The sequence below is a fragment of the Microbacterium sp. NPDC078428 genome (genome assembly GCF_044542535.1).
GTDB classification, from domain to species: domain Bacteria; phylum Actinomycetota; class Actinomycetes; order Actinomycetales; family Microbacteriaceae; genus Microbacterium; species Microbacterium limosum.
The window spans coordinates 345,974-363,071 of record NZ_JBITUP010000003.1; the positions used below are offsets into that span (position 1 = coordinate 345,974).

General features: G+C 69.9%; 12 protein-coding genes, 1 tRNA gene and 1 other RNA gene. 5 read left to right on the top strand and 9 right to left on the bottom strand.

The window, feature by feature from the left end; translation table 11 throughout:
* Positions 1-108: 108 nt before the first annotated feature.
* Positions 109-1,533 (top strand): type I glutamate--ammonia ligase, encoded by a 1,425-nt coding sequence (gene glnA, locus ACIGCK_RS08060; protein ID WP_396665205.1) that lies wholly within the window; start codon positions 109-111, stop codon positions 1,531-1,533.
* Between the two features lie 62 nt (positions 1,534-1,595).
* On the opposite strand, the gene ACIGCK_RS08065 is transcribed toward glnA (ACIGCK_RS08060), so the two are convergent.
* Entirely contained in the window at positions 1,596-3,293 is a 1,698-nt protein-coding gene (locus ACIGCK_RS08065) for a CocE/NonD family hydrolase (RefSeq protein ID WP_396665207.1), read from the bottom strand.
* A 145-nt stretch (positions 3,294-3,438) separates the two neighbouring features.
* Between ACIGCK_RS08065 and ACIGCK_RS08070 the strand changes: the two genes are divergently transcribed.
* Positions 3,439-4,023 carry a carboxymuconolactone decarboxylase family protein gene (locus ACIGCK_RS08070; RefSeq protein WP_396665208.1) on the top strand — a complete coding sequence of 195 codons (585 nt, stop codon included), beginning with the start codon at positions 3,439-3,441 and terminating at the stop codon, positions 4,021-4,023.
* Positions 4,024-4,053: 30 nt separating this feature from the next.
* Here the strand turns inward: ACIGCK_RS08070 and ACIGCK_RS08075 are convergent, their stop codons facing one another.
* From ACIGCK_RS08075 to ACIGCK_RS08085, 3 genes are read right to left on the bottom strand one after another with little or no spacing between them, the layout of a single operon-like run.
* A complete protein-coding gene (locus tag ACIGCK_RS08075; RefSeq protein WP_396665210.1) occupies positions 4,054-7,053 on the bottom strand; it encodes a bifunctional [glutamine synthetase] adenylyltransferase/[glutamine synthetase]-adenylyl-L-tyrosine phosphorylase in 3,000 nt (999 codons plus the stop codon).
* Between the two features lie 11 nt (positions 7,054-7,064).
* The gene (gene glnA / locus ACIGCK_RS08080; RefSeq protein WP_330171795.1) at positions 7,065-8,402 is read right to left on the bottom strand and encodes a type I glutamate--ammonia ligase; all 1,338 of its coding nucleotides are present in this window, start codon (positions 8,400-8,402) and stop codon (positions 7,065-7,067) included.
* Between the two features lie 35 nt (positions 8,403-8,437).
* Positions 8,438-8,662 (bottom strand): SPOR domain-containing protein, encoded by a 225-nt coding sequence (locus ACIGCK_RS08085; RefSeq protein ID WP_330171794.1) that lies wholly within the window; start codon positions 8,660-8,662, stop codon positions 8,438-8,440.
* Between the two features lie 72 nt (positions 8,663-8,734).
* Between ACIGCK_RS08085 and ppgK the strand changes: the two genes are divergently transcribed.
* Complete coding sequence (gene ppgK, locus ACIGCK_RS08090) at positions 8,735-9,490, top strand: polyphosphate--glucose phosphotransferase (protein WP_396665213.1); 756 nt, start codon at positions 8,735-8,737, stop codon at positions 9,488-9,490.
* A gap of 56 nt (positions 9,491-9,546) precedes the next feature.
* On the opposite strand, the gene rnpB is transcribed toward ppgK, so the two are convergent.
* The 5 genes from rnpB to ACIGCK_RS08115 all read right to left on the bottom strand — a co-directional run bounded on the left by rnpB (position 9,547) and on the right by ACIGCK_RS08115 (position 12,945).
* Positions 9,547-9,905, bottom strand: an RNA gene (rnpB, locus tag ACIGCK_RS08095) — RNase P RNA component class A.
* Between the two features lie 35 nt (positions 9,906-9,940).
* Positions 9,941-11,677 carry a bifunctional 3'-5' exonuclease/DNA polymerase gene (locus tag ACIGCK_RS08100; protein WP_396665214.1) on the bottom strand — a complete coding sequence of 579 codons (1,737 nt, stop codon included), beginning with the start codon at positions 11,675-11,677 and terminating at the stop codon, positions 9,941-9,943.
* On the bottom strand, positions 11,658-12,143 hold the full coding sequence (locus tag ACIGCK_RS08105; RefSeq protein ID WP_396665215.1) for a reverse transcriptase-like protein: 486 nt from the start codon (positions 12,141-12,143) through the stop codon (positions 11,658-11,660). Before ACIGCK_RS08105 ends, ACIGCK_RS08100 begins: the two co-directional genes overlap by 20 nt.
* Entirely contained in the window at positions 12,140-12,871 is a 732-nt protein-coding gene (locus ACIGCK_RS08110) for a C4-type zinc ribbon domain-containing protein (protein ID WP_330171790.1), read from the bottom strand. Before ACIGCK_RS08110 ends, ACIGCK_RS08105 begins: the two co-directional genes overlap by 4 nt.
* A 1-nt stretch (position 12,872) precedes the next feature.
* Positions 12,873-12,945, bottom strand: a tRNA-Val gene (locus ACIGCK_RS08115).
* A gap of 148 nt (positions 12,946-13,093) precedes the next feature.
* On the opposite strand from ACIGCK_RS08115, the gene aceE reads away from it, so the two are divergent.
* On the top strand, positions 13,094-15,820 hold the full coding sequence (gene aceE, locus ACIGCK_RS08120; protein ID WP_396665217.1) for a pyruvate dehydrogenase (acetyl-transferring), homodimeric type: 2,727 nt from the start codon (positions 13,094-13,096) through the stop codon (positions 15,818-15,820).
* An 8-nt stretch (positions 15,821-15,828) separates the two neighbouring features.
* A complete protein-coding gene (locus tag ACIGCK_RS08125) occupies positions 15,829-17,070 on the top strand; it encodes a helix-turn-helix domain-containing protein (RefSeq protein WP_330171788.1) in 1,242 nt (413 codons plus the stop codon).
* Positions 17,071-17,098 lie beyond the last annotated feature (28 nt).

A 17,098-nucleotide genomic window follows, 5' to 3' on the forward strand; every position in this document is an offset into this window, starting at 1 on the left:
CATGCCGGAAACATACGTGTCACCCTCGGGCAACGCCCCCTCGGTAGGTTCCAAGGGACCCTCTGTCACGAGGGCGGCAGTACCCGAAGCCCAACCTCTGGAGTCTGAATGTTTCGCGATTCTTCCGAGGTGCTGAAGTTCATCAAGGACGAGGACGTCAAGTTCCTCGACATCCGCTTCACGGATCTCCCTGGTGTGCAGCAGCACTTCAACATCCCGGCCTCGACCGTCGATGAAGAGTTCTTCACGGTCGGTCAGCTGTTCGACGGCTCCTCGATCCGCGGCTTCGCGAACATCCACGAGTCGGACATGCAGCTGATCCCCGATGTCTCGACCGCGTACCTCGACCCCTTCCGTGAGCACAAGACGCTCATCATGGTGTTCGACATCTACAACCCGCGCAACGGCGAGATCTACGGCAAGGACCCGCGTCAGGTCGCCAAGAAGGCCGAGAAGTACCTCGCCTCCACCGGCATCGCCGACACCGCGTTCTTCGCCCCCGAGGCCGAGTTCTACATCTTCGACGACGTCCGCTACGAGGTGAAGCAGAACTCGAGCTTCTACTCCGTCGACTCCGAGGAAGGCGCCTGGAACACCGGCCGCGTCGAGGAGGGCGGGAACCTCGCCAACAAGACCCCCTACAAGGGCGGTTACTTCCCCGTTTCCCCCGTCGACAAGCAGGCCGACCTGCGTGACGACATCAGCACCAAGCTGATCGAGGCGGGTCTGGTCCTCGAGCGCGCGCACCACGAGGTGGGCACCGGCGGTCAGGCGGAGATCAACTACCGCTTCGACACGATGGTCCACGCGGCCGACGACATCCTGAAGTTCAAGTACATCGTCAAGAACACGGCGCTCGAGTGGGGCAAGGTCGCGACCTTCATGCCCAAGCCGCTCTTCGGCGACAACGGCTCGGGCATGCACACCCACCAGTCGCTCTGGAACGACGGCAAGCCGCTGTTCTACGACGAGAAGGGCTACGGCGGGCTGTCCGACATCGCCCGTTGGTACATCGGCGGCATCCTCGCCCACGCTCCCGCGGTGCTCGCGTTCACCAACCCCACGCTCAACAGCTACCACCGTCTGGTCAAGGGCTTCGAGGCGCCGGTCAACCTGGTCTACTCGGCGGGCAACCGCTCGGCGGCCATCCGCATCCCGATCACGGGCACCAACCCCAAGGCGAAGCGCATCGAGTTCCGTGCGCCGGATGCCTCGGGCAACCCGTACCTGGCGTTCGCGGCTCAGCTGATGGCCGGCATCGACGGCATCAAGAACCGCATCGAGCCGCACGAGCCGGTCGACAAGGACCTGTACGAACTTCCCCCCGAGGAGGCCAAGAACATCCCGCAGGTTCCGAACTCGCTGCTCGACTCGCTTGAGGCGCTCCGCGCAGACCACGAGTTCCTCCTCGCGGGCGGCGTCTTCACGCCCGAGCTGATCGAGACCTGGATCGAGTACAAGATCGAGAACGAGATCCAGCCCATCGCGCAGCGCCCGCACCCCTTCGAGTACGAGCTGTACTTCGGGGTCTGACCTGACGAGAACGCACAGCCCCTCCGAGCCGCCGGTTCGGAGGGGCTGTGCTCGTGTGAGGGTCAGGCGCCGTCGCGCCGCCGCGTGACCGGTGCGTCCGCCGGCAGCTCCGGAACGGTCAGCCGCGCGTCGAAGCGCCCGCCCGTATGCAGCACCTGCGGGCCGCGGTTGATGTCGGTCTCGTGACGGGCGTACACGAGAGGCTTCGGATAGTGCTTGATGTCGTGACCCTGCACGACGAGCACGAGGCTCTCCCCCGCCGCGAAGCGCGTTCCGGAAGGAAGGATCTCGATGTCCAGCCGGGTCGCCCCGTCAGCCTCGAGCGGCAGACCGCGCCGGTGGGCGAGCACGGGCAGGTAGTCGGTGGAGCGCTCGGGATCGAGTTCCCGGTGCGACGCGCGGAGCCAGCCGAGGGCGACAGGTCCGTCCTCGAACTGCGCGTAGTAGGCGAAGGGCACGATCTCTCCCCCCGTGTCTCGCTTGAACAGGCCGACGAAGACGTCCATGTCCGGGGCGTCCGGAGCCTCGGCGTAGAGCGTGAGACGCGCATGGCCGACAATGTCGGACGCCTCCTCGAACCGGTGCTCGAAGACCACCCGTGACGGGACGAAGGGATCACCGAGGCCGTGGTAGGTCGCGGTCGACTCAGTCTGCACGGGTCGGGTCGACATCGTTCCGGTCGAGGCGTCGAGGTGGAACGTGCGATACGTCACGTCGGGCAGCGGCCAGCTCGTCCCCTCGACGAACGTGCCCCGCCCGTACCGCTCGCGCAACTCGAGCCGCACGGGCGGCCAGTCGGTGACCTCGGTCGAGCGGCCGAGGAGGAAGTGGTCGAAGAACGCCGCCTGCATCTCCACCATCTCAGGCCTGTAGTACTCGGCCCACTTCTTCGCACCGTGCACGTACAGCCACTTCTGCGGCGACGAGATGCGGCGGAACCCCTCGAGGGTGCCCCGCGTATGCAGTCCCTGGTCCGTCCACGACGCGACGACGAAGGCGGGAACCGTCACGGCCTCGAGGTCGGCGGCCTTCGACGCCCAGAAGTCGTCGAAGAAGGGGTGCTCGCGGTCCTCCCTCTCCAGGTCTTCGATCGGCCCGGTCGAGGCTCCCCACCGCTCCCAGATGTAGGGCCAGAACGATGTCTCGGGGATGCCGCCGTGGCGCGCGACCTCCCGGTACGTGTCCGACCAGCCCTCCCACGGGTTGATCGCCGCCAGATGGGGCGGATTGAGGCCGGCGACGCGCCACTGCGCCACCGTCAGGTAGGAGACGCCCGTCAGGCCGACGCGACCGTTCGACCAGGGCTGGATCCCCGCCCACTCGACGAGGTCGGCGAAGTCCTCCGCCTCCTCCGGCGAGACATAGGATGCCGGACCCTTCGCGTACCACGTGCCGGGGATGTCCGCGATCACGACCGCATAGCCGCGGGGCACCCAGAAGACCGGGTCGGGGCCCTCGAAGGTCGTGAGATCGCTCATCCATTCCGGCTTCGCGCCGCTGGCCGGGTATATCTGGCCGATCGGCGCGGGGTCGTGTTTGCCGTAGGGCGACCAGGCGATCAGCACGCCGGCCGGATCCCCCGTCTCGGGACGGTAGACATCGATCTGCACCGTTCGCCCGGCCCGTGTGGGCACCTCGACGTCGCGATCGATCAGCATCCCGGGCCGGGTCTCCTGCCGCGGGGCCGGCGGTGCTCCGTGGCGTGATTCGGGTGTGCTGCGGGGATCGCGAAGCGGGTAGGGCAGGGGGTGTGCAGACATCGTCGTCCTTTCGTCCCCACCCACGCTATGGCAGGTGCACGTCTTCGCCGCGAACGAGCGGCCTTTCCGTTCCGACGGATCGCCTTTGCACGGCGATGGCCCTAGAGTTTTCGGCACCGCGCACACCACGTCAGAGGAGGATGCCGTGATCATCGACACCCCGTCTCCGGAGGACGCCGACGGACTCGTCGCAGAGATCTACGCCGACGACGTCTCCGCCGACGGGTTCGTATTCGCGCACACCCGCGCGATGGCCGTCAACCCGGAGGCGTACCGCGCCTTCGAGGGGCTGGTGAAGACGATCGTCTCCTCCATCGGACTCCGCACCTACGAAATCGCCACCCTGGGCGCCGCTCTGGGTCTGGGTTCTCGACATTGCCTGCTCGCCCACGGGCGCAAGACGCTCGACGCCGGTCTGCTCGACCGAGATCAGCTCCGACTGCTGCTGCGCGGAGAAGCGGATGGCGTGCTGCCCGCCGGCGACATCGCCGTGTTCGCCTATGCCTACCGGCTGTCCACCGACTCCGCATCGATGACGGACGACGACACGGCCGGCCTGCGTCGCGCGGGCTTCACCGATCGACAGATCGTCGACATCACCCTGGCCGCGTCGGTGCGCAACTACTTGAGCCGTGCGCTCCAGGCGCTCGCGGTTCCCGTCGACACGATGCCGCGCTTGGATGACGCGACGACGAGCCTGCTGGTGGATGCTGCGCACTCGGCTGCGTGACGGCGCCCCGTCCTCCCCGCGCCCGAGGCATCAGCCGAAGAACAGGCGCTCGAAGACGCGACGCGCACGGCGGGTCGCGCGGAAATAGTCCTCTTCGAGCGCGCTCGCCGACCTGGGCGGGTAGTCGAGGATCCGTCCGATTCCGTCCAGCTGGCGTCGGTCGGTCGGGAGCACGTCGCTCGTCTGCCCCGACAGCAGCGTGTTGGCGGAGCGCAGTCGTGTCGCGAGGTGCCAGGCCTCGGCCAGCCGCTCCCCGGCGGACGCCGGGACGAGGCCGGCATCCACCGCCGCGCTCAGGGCGGCGAGAGTGGAGGTCGTGCGCAGGCCGGGGTACGCGTGGGCGTGCTGCAGCTGGAGCACCTGCACGAACCACTCGACGTCGCTCAGCGTCCCCGGTCCGAGCTTGAGGTGCCGCGCCCGGTCCGCGCCCTGGGGGAGCCGCTCGGTCTCCACGCGGGCCTTGATGCGCTTGATCTCGCGGATACCCTGCGGATCGGCGTGCTCGGGGTAGCGGACCTCGTCGGCGAGATCCATGAAGGCGCGGATCAGCTTCACCGACCCCGCGATCCCCCGCGCGCGCAGCAGCGCCTGCGCCTCCCACGAGACCGACCAGCGACGGTAGTAGGCGGCGTAGGCCTCGAGCGAGCGGACCAGCGGGCCGTTGCGCCCCTCGGGCCGCAGATCGGCGTCGAGGTCCAGCGGCAGCCGGTGATCCTCCGAGACGCGGCGCAGCTCGTGGACGATCTTGAGCGAAAGCGCGCTCGCCCGCTCGGGGTCGACGGACTCGGGGCGGTACACGTACATCACGTCGGCGTCGGAGCCGAACCCCAGCTCCGCTCCCCCGAGCCGCCCCATCGCGATGATCGCGAAGTCGAGGTCGTCGTCCTCGGGCGGCACGACCTCGCGCCGGACCGCGCGGAGGGTGGCTTGGATCGTGACCTCGGTGATCGTCGTGAGACTCGCCGCCAGCTGCTCGATCGTCAGCACCCCGAGCACCGCGGCCATCGCCGTGCGCAGCAGCTCGCGGCGTCTCAAGGCGCGTACGGCACGCATCGCGTCGTCGATCGTCGCGTGCCGGGTCTGGATCGCTCGGGCCTCCTGCTGCAGCGCGACACCGGTGCGCGGGACGAGAGCTGCGTCGTCGTCGAGCCATGCGACGGATTCGGGGATCCATTCCATCAGCTCGCCGATGTATCGCGACCCCGACAGCACGCGGGTCAACCGCTCGGCGGCGCCGGCCGAGTCGCGCAGCGTCGCGAGGAACCAGGGAGTGTCCCCGAGTCGTTCGCTGATCCGACGGAAGGCGAGCAGCCCGTAGTCGGGATCGACGCCGTCGGCGAACCACCGGATCATGACGGGCATGAGGTGGCGCTGGATTGACGCCTTGCGGCTTATGCCGCTCGTGAGCGTCCCGATCGTGCGCAGCGCACCGGCGGGGTCGCGGAAGCCGATGGCGGCCAGCCGGTCGTGCGCCTGAGCCGTCGACAGCGTCCGCTCCTCATCGGGGAGCGCCGCCACCGCCGACAGCAGCGGCCGGTAGAACAGCCGCACGTGGATCTCGCGCACCTCGCGCTTGACGGACTCCCAGAGCTGCCAGACCGCCTCCCCGGAGTCCGCCAGTCGCGTTGCCCGCGCGAGGACCCGCCGCGCCTCGTCGTCGCGCGGCATCAGGTGGGTGCGGGAGAGCCGGGCCAGCTGGAGCCGGTGCTCGAGCAGACGCAGCAGCCGGTAGTCATGGGCGAAGACGGTGGCGTCGCTTCTGCCGATGTAGCCGCCGGCCTCGAGGGCATCGAGCGCGTCGAGTGTGCTCCGCTGCCGGATGAGCTCATCGTCCCGTCCGTGCACGAGCTGCAGGAGCTGGACGGTGAACTCGATGTCGCGGATGCCTCCCGGCCCGAGCTTGAGCTGGTACGCCACGTCGCCGGGCGGGATATGCTCCGTCACGCGCTCACGCATGCGCTGGACCGAGTCGACGAAGTTCTCGCGGGCGGCCGAGGTCCATACCTTGGGGCCCACGGCATCCACATACGCACGACCCAGGTCCGCGTCGCCCGCGATCGGTCGCGCCTTCAGCAGCGCCTGGAACTCCCAGGTCTTGGCCCAGCGTTCGTAGTACGACACGTGGGATTCGAGCGTGCGCACGAGAGCACCCTGCTTACCCTCGGGGCGCAGGTTCGCGTCGACCTCCCATAGGGGCGGCTCGATCTCGACCTCCGAGATCCCGCGCATCGTCTGCACGGCGAGGCGGGTTGCGATGTCGACGACGCGGCTCTCCCCGAGACGTTCGCGGTCGTCGTCCTCGGCTCCGCCCACGAAGATCACGTCGACGTCGGAGACGTAGTTCAGCTCGCGCGCTCCGGTCTTGCCCATCCCGATGATCGCGAGCCGCGTCGCCGCGACGTCCTCCCGCGCGAACAGCGCCGCCCCCGTCCCGCGCGAGCTGATGCGCGTGCGGGCGACGGCGAGAGACGCGTCCAGAGCGGCGCCCGCGGCATCCGCCAGCACCGCCGACACCGCCCGGACGGATTCGACCGGGTCGGGCGAGAGGAGGTCGTGCACCGCGACACGCGCCACGATGCGCCGATAGCGCACGCGAAGCGCGACCCAGGCGCTCTCCGTGCCGTCGGCGGCGAAGCCGTCCGAGAAGCCGATCGCCTCGCGCATCTGGGCGGTGATCTCCTCCGCCGTCGGCAGCGGCCCGGGAGCCTGCACCTCGTCGAGCTCGGCCGGATGGCGCAGGAAGAACGTGCCGTACCCCTGGGAGGCGCCGAAGAGCGCCCACACCGCCGGGCGCCGCGCGTCATCGGACAGAGCGCGACGCACCGGTCCCGCGTCGCGCCGCGCGACATCCCTCAGGCAGGCGACGGCCTCGTCGGGGTCGGCGGCGCGTGCCGTGTCCGCGAGCCACACCGACCGGTCGACCCCCGTGGCCTCCTCGAGCTCGGCGAGGGCCTCGTCCGCGCGCGACAGATCGCTGAACCCCAGCCGCGCGAGATGCGTGAGGCCGGACGAGCGCGCAAGCTGCGACATGGTGCCGCGGGTCAGAGCATCTCGAGGTTGCTCTGCAGCTCGAAGGGCGTCACCTGCGCACGGTACTGCTGCCACTCGCGCCGCTTGTTCTTCAGCACATAGGTGAACACCGTCTCGCCGAGGGTCTCGGCGACGAGCTCGCTCTCCTCCATGTAGGACAGGGCCTGATCGAGGCTCGCGGGAAGCGGCGCGTAGCCGAGCGCGCGACGCTCGCCGTCGGTCAGCGACCAGACGTTGTCCTCGGCCTCGGGAGGCAGCTCGTATTCCTCCTCGATCCCCTTCATGCCCGCGGCGAGCATGAGCGCGTACGCGAGGTAGGGGTTCGCCGCGGAATCCACGGCGCGGTATTCCACTCGCGACGACTGGCTCTTGTTGGGCTTGTACAGGGGCACACGGACGAGCGCGGAGCGGTTGTTGTGGCCCCAGCAAATGAAGCTCGGCGCCTCGTCACCGCCCCACAGGCGCTTGTAGGAGTTGACGAACTGGTTCGTGACCGCGGAGATCTCGTTGGCGTGCCGCAGCAGGCCCGCGATGAACTGCCTCCCCACCTTCGAGAGCTGGTATTCCGCGCCCTCCTCGTAGAACGCGTTCACATCGCCCTCGAAGAGCGACATGTGCGTGTGCATGCCGCTTCCGGGCTGCCCCGAGAGGGGCTTGGGCATGAACGTCGCGTACACGCCCTGCTCGATCGCCACCTCCTTGATGACGGTGCGGAAGGTCATGATGTTGTCGGCCGTCGCAAGCGCGTCGGCATAGCGCAGATCGATCTCGTTCTGGCCGGGCCCGCCCTCGTGGTGGCTGAACTCGACGGAGATGCCGAGATCCTCGAGCATGCGCACGCTGCGGCGGCGGAAGTCGTGGGCGGTGCCGCCCGGGACGTTGTCGAAGTAGCCGGCTGAATCGACGGGCTCCGGCCCGCCCTGGCCGTAGGTCGAGGACTTCAGGAGGTAGAACTCGATCTCGGGGTGCGTGTAGAAGGTGAAGCCGCGCTCGGCCGCCCGGGCGAGCGCGCGCTTGAGGACATGGCGGGGATCGGCCACGGCCGGCTGTCCGTCGGGCGTCGCGATGTCGCAGAACATGCGGGCGGTCGGATCGATCTCGCCCCGCCAGGGAAGGATCTGGAAGGTCGAGGGATCGGGCAGGGCGAGCAGGTCCGACTCCGAGGTGCGGGTCAGGCCCTCGATCGCCGACCCGTCGAAGCCGAGCCCTTCGGAGAAGGCGCCCTCGACCTCGGCGGGCGCGATCGCCACCGACTTGAGGGTGCCGATGACGTCGGTGAACCACAGCCGGACGAACTTGACGCCCCGCTCCTCGATCGTCCGCAAGACGAAATCGCGCTGCCTGTCCATGCTTCCCTACTACTCGTCCGGATGCCGCTCCCAGCCTAGCGGGGCGCGTCGGATTCGTTCGTCGACCCTGAGCCCCAGGCGTCGTCGCGGGCTTCGTCCTCGGCCCATGCGCGAGCGCGCTCCTTCAGCAGCTCGGGGGCCCTCGCAGCCTCCTCGGCCGAATCGAACGGCCCCGCGCGATCGACCGCGGGCGAGACGTATCCCCGCTCCACCTGGCCCGTGGTGAGGTTGTACCAGTACTTCTCATCGCTGTCGGACACGCGGCTCCCCTTCGATCGGTGATGGTCTCGATCCTACTGATCACGCGTGCGACCCCCGATAGGCTGGAACGCATGGCCAAGAAGGTGAGCCGCGCTGTCGGCGTCGACATCGGCGGAACCGGGATCAAGGCAGGCATCGTCGACCTCGAGCGGGGCGAGCTCACGAGCGATCGTATCCGAGTCGACACGCCCGAGGGCGCGACCCCGGACGACGTGCTCACCGCCGTCCAGGAGGTGCTCGAGCGTCTCCCCGGCGTCGAGGGAGACCTGCCCCTCGGCGTGGCGTTCCCCGCCATCGTCAAGCGCGGCACGACGATGTCCGCCGCCAACGTGTCGGATGCGTGGATCGGATTCGAGGCCGAGAAGTTCTTCGAGAAGGGTCTGGGCCGCGGCATCCACTTCGTCAACGACGCCGATGCCGCGGGCATCGCCGAGGTGCGCTACGGCGCCGCCCGCGGACAGGACGGGCTGACGATCCTCACGACGCTCGGCACCGGCATCGGCTCCGCCTTCATCTACGACGGGATGCTGATCCCCAACACCGAGCTCGGGCACCTCAGCTACAAGGGCGATTCGATCGAGAAGTACGCGGCGTACTCCGCTATGGAGCGCGACGAGCTGAGCTGGGAGAAGTGGGCGAAGCGGCTGCAGAAGTTCTACGACCACGTGGATTTCCTCTTCTCCCCCGACCTGCTGGTCGTCGGCGGAGGCGTCTCGAAGCACCACGATCGCTTCCTGCCGCTGCTGGAGCTGACGACCCCGATCGTCCCGGCCGTGCACCGCAACAGCGCCGGCATCATCGGCGCCGCCTCCCTCGCGGGAGACTGACGCTCGCGCGGCGAGCAGCCCGTACCGACGCGCCGAGGCCGATCGATGAGGTCGGGCGAATGGGCCGGCCTGTACGCCGGGTTCTGTCCGGGGGCTCGCGCCCCGTGGACGGTCATCTCTCTCGGCGACACGTTGCCGTGCCGCTCCAGCGGCCTACCCGGGGACTCGGCGGGCCGCGTCAACATCCCCTGTATGGCCTTGCTCCGGGCGAGGTTTACCGTGCGAGCCGTGTCACCACGGCCCCGGTGGTCTCTTACACCACCCTTTCACCCTTACCGGGGTCTCCCCCGGCGGTCTGCTCTCTGTGGCACTGTCTCGCGGATCGCTCCGGGTGGGTGTTACCCACCGCCCTGCCCTGTGGAGCCCGGACGTTCCTCGGTGCGCTCGCGCGCCACGCGACCGTCCAGCCGACCCATTCGCAGGTGCGAGTCTAGCCGCCCGCCGTCGTCGTCACCCCTTGCCCGCCGTGCGTGACACCCGCAGATCGAGAGGGAAGTCGATCGGGAAATCGCCGAAGAGCAGCCGACCCGCGGATGCCGCGGCTTCTCTCACCGCGCCGGCGACGGGCTCCGCGAGCGCCTCCGGGGTGTGCACGATGACCTCGTCGTGGAGCCAGAACACGAGGTGGGGAACGTGCGCGAAGGCCGGCCCGGAGGCGCTCGCGGACGGTGTGCCGGGCGCCGCGGTGAGCAGTCGCAGTCGCGCGCGCAGGTCGGCCAGCCACACCAGCGCCCACTCGGCAGCCGTGCCCTGGACGACGAAGTTGCGCGCGAACCGCCCGCGATCACGCGCGGCGCGGCGCGCGATCGCCTCCTCGGCCGGGCCCGCATCGGCGGAGTGCGCGTGAGACTGCAACGCACGCCACTCGTGGGAGGGCGGCGGCGATGTGCGACCCCACCACGTGGTGACGACGCCGCCCCGCTCCCCCGTCGCCGCCGCGGCGTTGACGAGCGCCATGGCATGGGGGAACACTCGCCGCAGCCGGGGGACGAGGCGCCCGCTCTCGCCGCTCGTCGCCCCGTACATCGCTCCCAGCATCGCCACCTTGGCCTCGTCGCGCGTCGTCACGGCGCCCCGCTCGACGATGCCCGCGTACAGATCGGCGCCCCGGGCGGCATCCGCCATAGCCCGATCGCCCGCCATCGCGGCCAGCACGCGGGGCTCGAGCTGCGCGACGTCGGCGCAGACCAGCAGCCACCCCTCGTCGGCACGGACGGCGGGCCGAAGCAATCGCGGGATCTGCAGTGCGCCGCCCCCGCTCGACGCCCACCGCCCGGTGACGACGCCTCCCGGCACGTACGCGGGTCGGAATCTCCCGTCGTGCACCCACTCGTCCAGCCACGCCCACCCGTTCGCCGAGGCGAGACGGGCGAGCTTCTTGTACTCGATGAGCGGCTCGATCGCGGGATGCCGGTGCTCACGCAGCTCCCATCGTCCGGTGGACTGCACCGGAACCCCCGCACGATGCAGCGCACGCAGGAGCTTCGGCTGGGAGTCCAGGCTCACGGCGGGGTCGCCGAGCAGCTCACGCACGCGCGCGCCGAGCGCGGCCTGCAGAGAGGGAACGCCTCCGGCCGGAGGGCGCGGACCGAGGACGGTGCGCAGGATGCCGTCGTGTGCGACCGCGTCCCAGGGCAGACCTGCCGCGGTCATCTCGGCACCGATCAGCGCGCCGACGGACACGGCGGCGACGAGGCGGCGCAGCCCGCCCGCGCCCGGCATCGACAGCGCGTCGAGCTGACGCGCGAACTCGGCCAGGGCGTCGTCGATCCCCTGCGGCACCGACCCGGGCGCGTCGTCGATCTCGAACAGTGCGTCGGGCGCACCCTCCAGCGGCACGTGCGACGCCACGCTCCAGGCGGCAGCCGGGGCGAAGGGGACGCCGCCGGGGCGGTGCGCGGCCGCGGCGAGGATCGCGTGGCACAGCCGCAGGTCGTGGCAGCGCTCGACGCGCCGCCCCCGGGCCAGGATGTCGCGATACCAGCGCGCCGTGTCCCCCCAGACGATCCGGGGCGCCGTCGTCTCGCCCGATCCGGCGCCGCCGAGCACGTCGGCGACGTCGTCACGCGCGACGGATCGCCGACCGGTCTCCCGACCTCGTCCATCGAGGGACACGAGGGCGACGAGGTCGCGCCCCGTGAGTCCGACGACGAGGAATCGGGCGGCGTCAGTCGACGGCGAGGTCACGGCGGAAGCTCTCACGCCGGTCCATCGCCTCGTTGGCCAGAGCATCCGCGCGCGCGTTGTCCGCACGCGGCACCCACTCCAGCTGCACCGGTCGTCCCGCGATCACCTCGTGGGCCTCGCGGGCGAGCTGCTGCATCGCGGGGTGCTTGATCTTCCAGCGCCCCGACAACTGCTCGACGACGAGCTTCGAGTCCATCCGCGCGCGCACGCGCGCCGCCGGGGCGATCTCGAAGGCCGCGCGCAGCCCCGCGATGAGTCCGCTGTACTCGGCCACGTTGTTGCTGGCGATACCGACGTCGACACCGATCTCGGCCAGAACCGCGCCTGTCGCGGCGTCGATCACGACGGCGCCGCCCGCGGCCACACCGGGATTGCCGCGCGAGCCGCCGTCCGCCTCGACGATCAGCTCGGCCGGGGTCGACGCCGCCGCCGGAGCGCCGTCCGTGCCGGAAAACGCGTCGGTCACAGACCCGACTCCTCCGTGCGCACGAGGATGCACCCGCACTCGGGGCAGGTCGCCACCTCGTCCACCGGGATCGCGCGGATCGCCTGCAGGTCGGTGCCCGAGAGCACCATGTGGCAGCCGCCGCAGGTGCGGGCGCGCAGGAGGGCTGCGCCCGATCCACGCGCCGCGAGCCGCTCGTACATGGCGAGCAACGCGGCGGGAACGGAGCCGGCGACGGCGGCGCGGTCCCGCGCGAGCTGCTCGAGGAGCGCGGTCGTCTCGGCCACGACGGCCTTCGCCTCCGCGGAGAGACGCGCGCCCTCCGCGTTGGTCTCGGCGATGAGCGCCTCCTGCTCGGCGACCGCAGACTCGGCGGCCTCGAGACGCTCCATGAGTGCGAGTTCGGCGTCCTCGAGGTCGCTCTTGCGCTTCGTGAGGGAGGCGAGCTCATGCTCGAGCCCCGCGGCATCCTTCGGGTTGGAGACGGTGCGAAGCAGCTCCGCGTCCCGCGAGCGCCGTGCATCGACCACGCGCACGTCGCTCTCGACGCGCGCGAGCTCGGCGCGAAGGTCGTCGAGAGCACCGGAGCGCAGCGCCAGCTCGTGGGACTGGGTCTGGCGGGCGGCGAGGAGCTCCTGCACACGGGCCGCCTGCGGCGGCGTGCGGCGCAGGGCTTCGGCCTGCCGGGTGCGGGCGTCCGCGTCGGCGATCTCGAGGAGGCGACGCTGGTCGGCGGGTGCGGCATTCACGTGGGCCCTGCCGGGATCGAACCGACGACATCCACGGTGTAAACGTGGCGCTCTACCAGCTGAGCTAAAGGCCCCTCCGTTCAGTCTAGGCCCGTGCACCCCGGGGCATTCGGAACTGGCTAGGCTGTTCGCGGTGCGCTTTTTGTGGGGTGCCGACAAAGGTCCCCACGCCACCGACCCGGTTCCCCGGCATGACCTGCCGGCACGCAGAAAGGTCACCGCGTGACTGTTCACGACCAGGACCCGTACTCGCAGGACGCGCTCGACAGCGATCCGGAAGAGACCTCGGAGTGGCAGGAGTCCCTGCAGCAGCTCGTCGACGCCAAGGGCCACGGCCGGGGTCGCGAGATCATGCTCAGCCTGCTGAAGAAGTCGCACGATCTGCACCTGGGCGTGCCGATGGTGCCGACGACGGACTACATCAACACGATCGCCCCGGAGAACGAGCCGGAGTTCCCCGGCGACGAGGAGATCGAGCGGCGCTACCGCGCGTGGATCCGCTGGAACGCCGCGATCACGGTGCACCGCGCGCAGCGTCCCGGGATCGGGGTCGGCGGCCACATCTCCACCTACGCGTCGTCCGCGGCGCTGTACGAGGTGGGCTTCAACCACTTCTTCCGCGGCCAGGACCACCCCTCCGGGGGCGACCAGATCTTCATCCAGGGCCACGCCTCGCCGGGCACGTACGCCCGCGCCTTCCTCGAAGGGCGCCTGTCCGAGGCGCAGCTCGACGGCTTCCGCCAGGAGAAGTCCGCGGCGCCCAACGGCATCCCGTCGTACCCGCATCCGCGCCTGATGCCGGAGTTCTGGCAGTTCCCGACCGTGTCGATGGGGCTCGGACCGATCAACGCGATCTACCAGGCGATGACCAACAAGTACCTCACCAACCGCGGCATCAAGGATGTCGGCGACTCGCACGTCTGGGCGTTCCTCGGCGACGGCGAGATGGACGAGGTCGAAAGCCGCGGTCAGCTCCAGGTGGCCGCCAACGAGGGGCTCGACAACCTCACCTTCATCGTCAACTGCAACCTCCAGCGGCTCGACGGGCCGGTGCGCGGCAACGGCAAGATCATCCAGGAGCTCGAGAGCTTCTTCCGCGGCGCGGGCTGGAACGTCATCAAGGTCGTGTGGGGCCGCGAGTGGGACGATCTGCTCTCCCGCGACTCCGACGGTGCGCTGCTGAACCTCATGAACGTCACGCCCGACGGCGACTACCAGACGTTCAAGGCGGAGGACGGCGCCTACGTGCGCGAGAACTTCTTCGGCCGCGACGAGCGGGCCCTCGCGCTCGTGAAGGACTACAGCGACGAGCAGATCTGGAACCTCAAGCGCGGCGGCCACGACTACCGCAAGGTCTACGCGGCATTCAAGGCGGCGATGGAGCACAAGGGCCAGCCCACCGTGATCCTCGCCAAGACGATCAAGGGCTACGGCCTGGGTCCGCACTTCGAGGGGCGCAACGCGACGCACCAGATGAAGAAGATGACCCTCGACGACCTGAAGCTCTTCCGCGACGCGATGCACATCCCCATCACGGACGCCCAGCTCGAGGAGAACCCCTACCTGCCGCCGTACTACAACCCCGGCACACAGGACGAGACGATCCAGTACCTCCTCGAGCGTCGCAAGGACCTCGGCGGGTTCATCCCGGAGCGGCGGTCCACGCACGTGGGCCTCACCCTGCCGGACGACAAGGCCTACGCCCTGCCCAAGAAGGGCTCCGGCACGCAGGAGGTCGCCACGACCATGGCGTTCGTGCGCCTGCTCAAGGACCTCCTCCGCGCGAAGGACTTCGGTCACCGGATCGTGCCGATCATCCCCGACGAGGCGCGCACGTTCGGCATGGACGCGTTCTTCCCGACGGCGAAGATCTACAACCCGCACGGTCAGCACTACACGTCGGTCGACCGCGAGCTGCTGCTGGCGTACAAGGAGAGCCCGCAGGGCCAGATCCTCCACGTCGGCATCAACGAGGCGGGCGCCGTCGCGGCGTTCACCGGCATCGGCACGAGTTACTCGACCCACGGCGAGCCCCTGATCCCGGTCTACATCTTCTACTCGATGTTCGGCTTCCAGCGCACCGGCGACGCCCAGTGGGCGGCGGGCGACCAGATGGCGCGCGGCTTCGTCGTCGGCGCCACGGCGGGCCGCACGACGCTCACGGGCGAGGGCCTCCAGCACGCCGACGGCCACTCGCAGCTCCTGGCCTCCACGAACCCCGCCACCGTGTCGTACGACCCGGCCTACGGGTACGAGATCGCCCACATCGTGCGCTCCGGTATCGAGCGTATGTACGGCGGCGAGCACCCCGACCCGAACGTCATGTATTACCTGACGGTCTACAACGAGCCGATCGTGCAGCCGGCCGAGCCGGACGGCGTGGATGCCGAGGGCATCGTCCGCGGCATCCACCGCGTCTCCGTCGGCGAGGGCGACGGACCGCGCACGCAGCTCCTCGCGTCCGGCGTCGGAGTGCCGTGGGCGATCGAAGCCCAGCAGCTTCTCCGCCAGGACTGGGGCATCGCGGCGGACGTGTGGTCGGTGACGTCGTGGACCGAGCTCCGGCGCGACGGTCTCGCAGCCGACGAGCACAACTACCTGCACCCCGACGAGGAGCCGCGCGAGGCGTACATCACGCAGAAGCTCGCGGGCGCCCCCGGTCCCGTGGTCGCGGTCAGCGACTTCATGCACGCCGTCCAGGACCAGATCCGCCCCTGGGTGAAGCACAACTTCTTCACGCTCGGCGCGGACGGCTTCGGGTTCTCCGACACGCGTGCCGCGGCACGCCGGTTCTTCAAGATCGACGGGCCGTCGATCGTGGTGCGCGCGCTGCAGGCGCTCGCCCAGGAAGGCGCCGTCGACCGTGCCCTCATCGGACAGGCGATCGAGAAGTACCGCCTGCACGATGTCACCGCCGGTACCACCGGGAACGCCGGCGGCGAGAGCTGAGCCCGATCGTGACGGGAACTGCGGAGCCCGATCAGAAGGCCGAGACGCTCGCCTGGCTGCGGCGCATCTCGGGGGATCTGGCCACCGCGACCCTCAAGCGGCTGGAGGACACGCTCCCCTGGTATCGGGAGATGCCGCCTGGGCGACGATCGGCCGTCGGCCTCGTCGCCCAGGCGGGCATCTCCTCGTTCATCCAGTGGTACGAGGACCCGGATGCCACGCCCTGGATCGCCGCGGACATCTTCGCGGCCGCTCCGCGTGAGCTGCTGCGCAGCGTGAGCCTGCAGCAGACCCTGCAGCTGATCCGCGTCACGGTCGAGGTGACGGAGGAGCGCGTCGCGGGGCGAGGAGGGCGCGTGCGCGAGGCGATCCTCAAGTACTCCCGCGACGTCGCCTTCGCCGCCGCCGACGTCTACGCCCGCGCGGCGGAGGCCCGCGGCCTGTGGGACGCGCGGCTCGAGGCGCTCGTTGTCGACTCGATCCTCTCGGGCGAGGCCGACGCCGAGCTGCCGAGCCGGATCGCGGCTCTGGGCTGGCACGGTCACGGCGAGGTATGCGTGCTCGTGGGCACGACTCCCCCGCAGTTCGATGTGGACCACCTCCGGCGCGCGGCCCGCAAGCTGGGTGTCGACGTGCTGATCGGGGTGCAGGGCTCCCGTCTCGTCGTGGTCATGGGCAGATCTGAGCCGGATGACCGCGGCGAGGAACACGCCGCGGAGCTCGCGTTCCCCGATATCGCATCGCGGCTCGAGGCGGGTTTCGGGCCCGGGCACCTCGTGCTGGGGCCCCCGGTGCCCGCGCTCGTGGATGCGAGCGCCAGCGCGCGCGCCGCCCTGGCCGGGTTCGCCGTGGCCCGCGCGTGGCGGCACGCCCCCCGTCCCGTCGAGGCGGACGACCTGCTTCCCGAGCGCGCCCTCGCGGGCGACGCGCTGGCGAAGCAGACGCTCGTCGAGCGCATCTACCGGCCCCTCCAGGCCCACTCCGCGGATCTCGTGACGACGTTGTGGAGCTACCTCGACAACGGCCGCTCCCTGGAAGCGACGGCGCGCGAACTGTTCGTCCACCCGAACACCGTCCGCTACCGCCTCAAGCGGGTCAGCGAGGTCATCGGCTGGGACGCGACCGGTCCACGGGAGGCGCTGATCCTGCAGTCGGCCCTGATCCTCGGTCAGGTAACCTCGCTCGACGGGGCCCGCAGAAGGCCCCAGGTTGCAGCATCCCACAAGCGATCCGGCGTTTCTTCGTCGTAGATGTCCATAATCCTCCTCCGACCGATTG